The organism is Filibacter tadaridae, from assembly GCF_900609045.1.
GTDB classification, from domain to species: domain Bacteria; phylum Bacillota; class Bacilli; order Bacillales_A; family Planococcaceae; genus Sporosarcina; species Sporosarcina tadaridae.
Map to the genome: position 1 here is coordinate 1 of NZ_UXAV01000064.1, position 1,208 is coordinate 1,208.

Annotated in this window: 1 rRNA gene; it reads left to right on the top strand. The window is 38.9% G+C overall.

Going from position 1 to position 1,208, the window contains the following annotated elements:
- A 5S ribosomal RNA gene (rrf, locus tag FILTAD_RS15470) occupies positions 1 to 98 on the top strand; the annotation flags it as partial.
- Positions 99 to 1,208: the final 1,110 nt, after the last annotated feature.

Sequence of the window (1,208 nt, forward strand, 5' to 3'; positions counted from 1 at the left end):
GAGGTCACACCCGTTCCCATACCGAACACGGAAGTTAAGCTCTTCAGCGCCGATGGTAGTTGGGGGTTCCCCCCTGTGAGAGTAGGACGTCGCCGGGCACCAAGAAAGTCATTGCTGAAAAGCAGTGGCTTTTTTTATTGCCGAAAAATAAAGAATCCAAAGAGCGAAAAGTAATTCAGCCATTGTTTCAACAAACCCTCCAGGGCACGTGTAAATATGGGGAGGGTTTTTTTCGTTTAACATAGCTTTCGATGAGAAATAGCCTTATATCCAGTCATGGATCTACACAAGCAATTACTGTTTTTCGGATGTCGGAGTCTTGAAAGTTTAGTCAAGGGAAGTTCAAATGTTCATTTTTTCCCTTTCCCCAATAATCGGCAAATCCTTTTAGATGTGTGAGGGATGAAGCCCAATGGTAAATTATTAAAGCAATATAGAGGTAAAGTGGATTTTGAAATGAATATCATTAGCCGATGACTCCGCAGGAAAAATGCTACGCAATTAGCAACAAGGTAGCAAAGGTAACCCCCTGCAGCAGATGAGTACTGGTACATAAAGCAACCACCCGTTTTTTGATGGTATAAAATTTAGCCCGTTCTAAATAGCTGGAAACAGAACTTTTAAATTCGGACTGCTAGGTTCGCAATTGTTTAGAATGTCCCCTATGGATTAAAATTGATGGAGTCATTGTAAGAGAAGAAAGAATTATGCACTCCGGCTAAAGTACAAAGTCTATGGATAGACTTCACAAAGAGTCAAGATAACTGAGTCTGGATGGGCAAGCGACGTATGCTAGTTGGAATACACATATAGAAGAAAGCCTAGCTTAGTGGATGCAAATAAATTGATGCATACTATTTCTCAAATAGAGCTTGCAAGTTTCAAGATAGGATGTTATAGTTAATAACGTTGCTTCTCCGACATATTAAAAACAACGAAAACGACTTGAAAAAGAAGTTGAAAATAATTGTTGACAAAGAGAAGATAACTTGATAAGATATAAGAGTTGCTGCTACAACAACAGCAGGCAGCGACGAACAACATGAACCTTGAAAACTGAACAGCAAAACGTCAATGAAATACAGCAAGAGTACCAAGCGTACTTGAGCAAAACATTTCTAAGTAACCGACTTACGTCGGAGCGAAGAAATACAAATTGTCATTAACAAAGAATTGAAATATATTCTTTTAATTAATGCCAGCAAGAA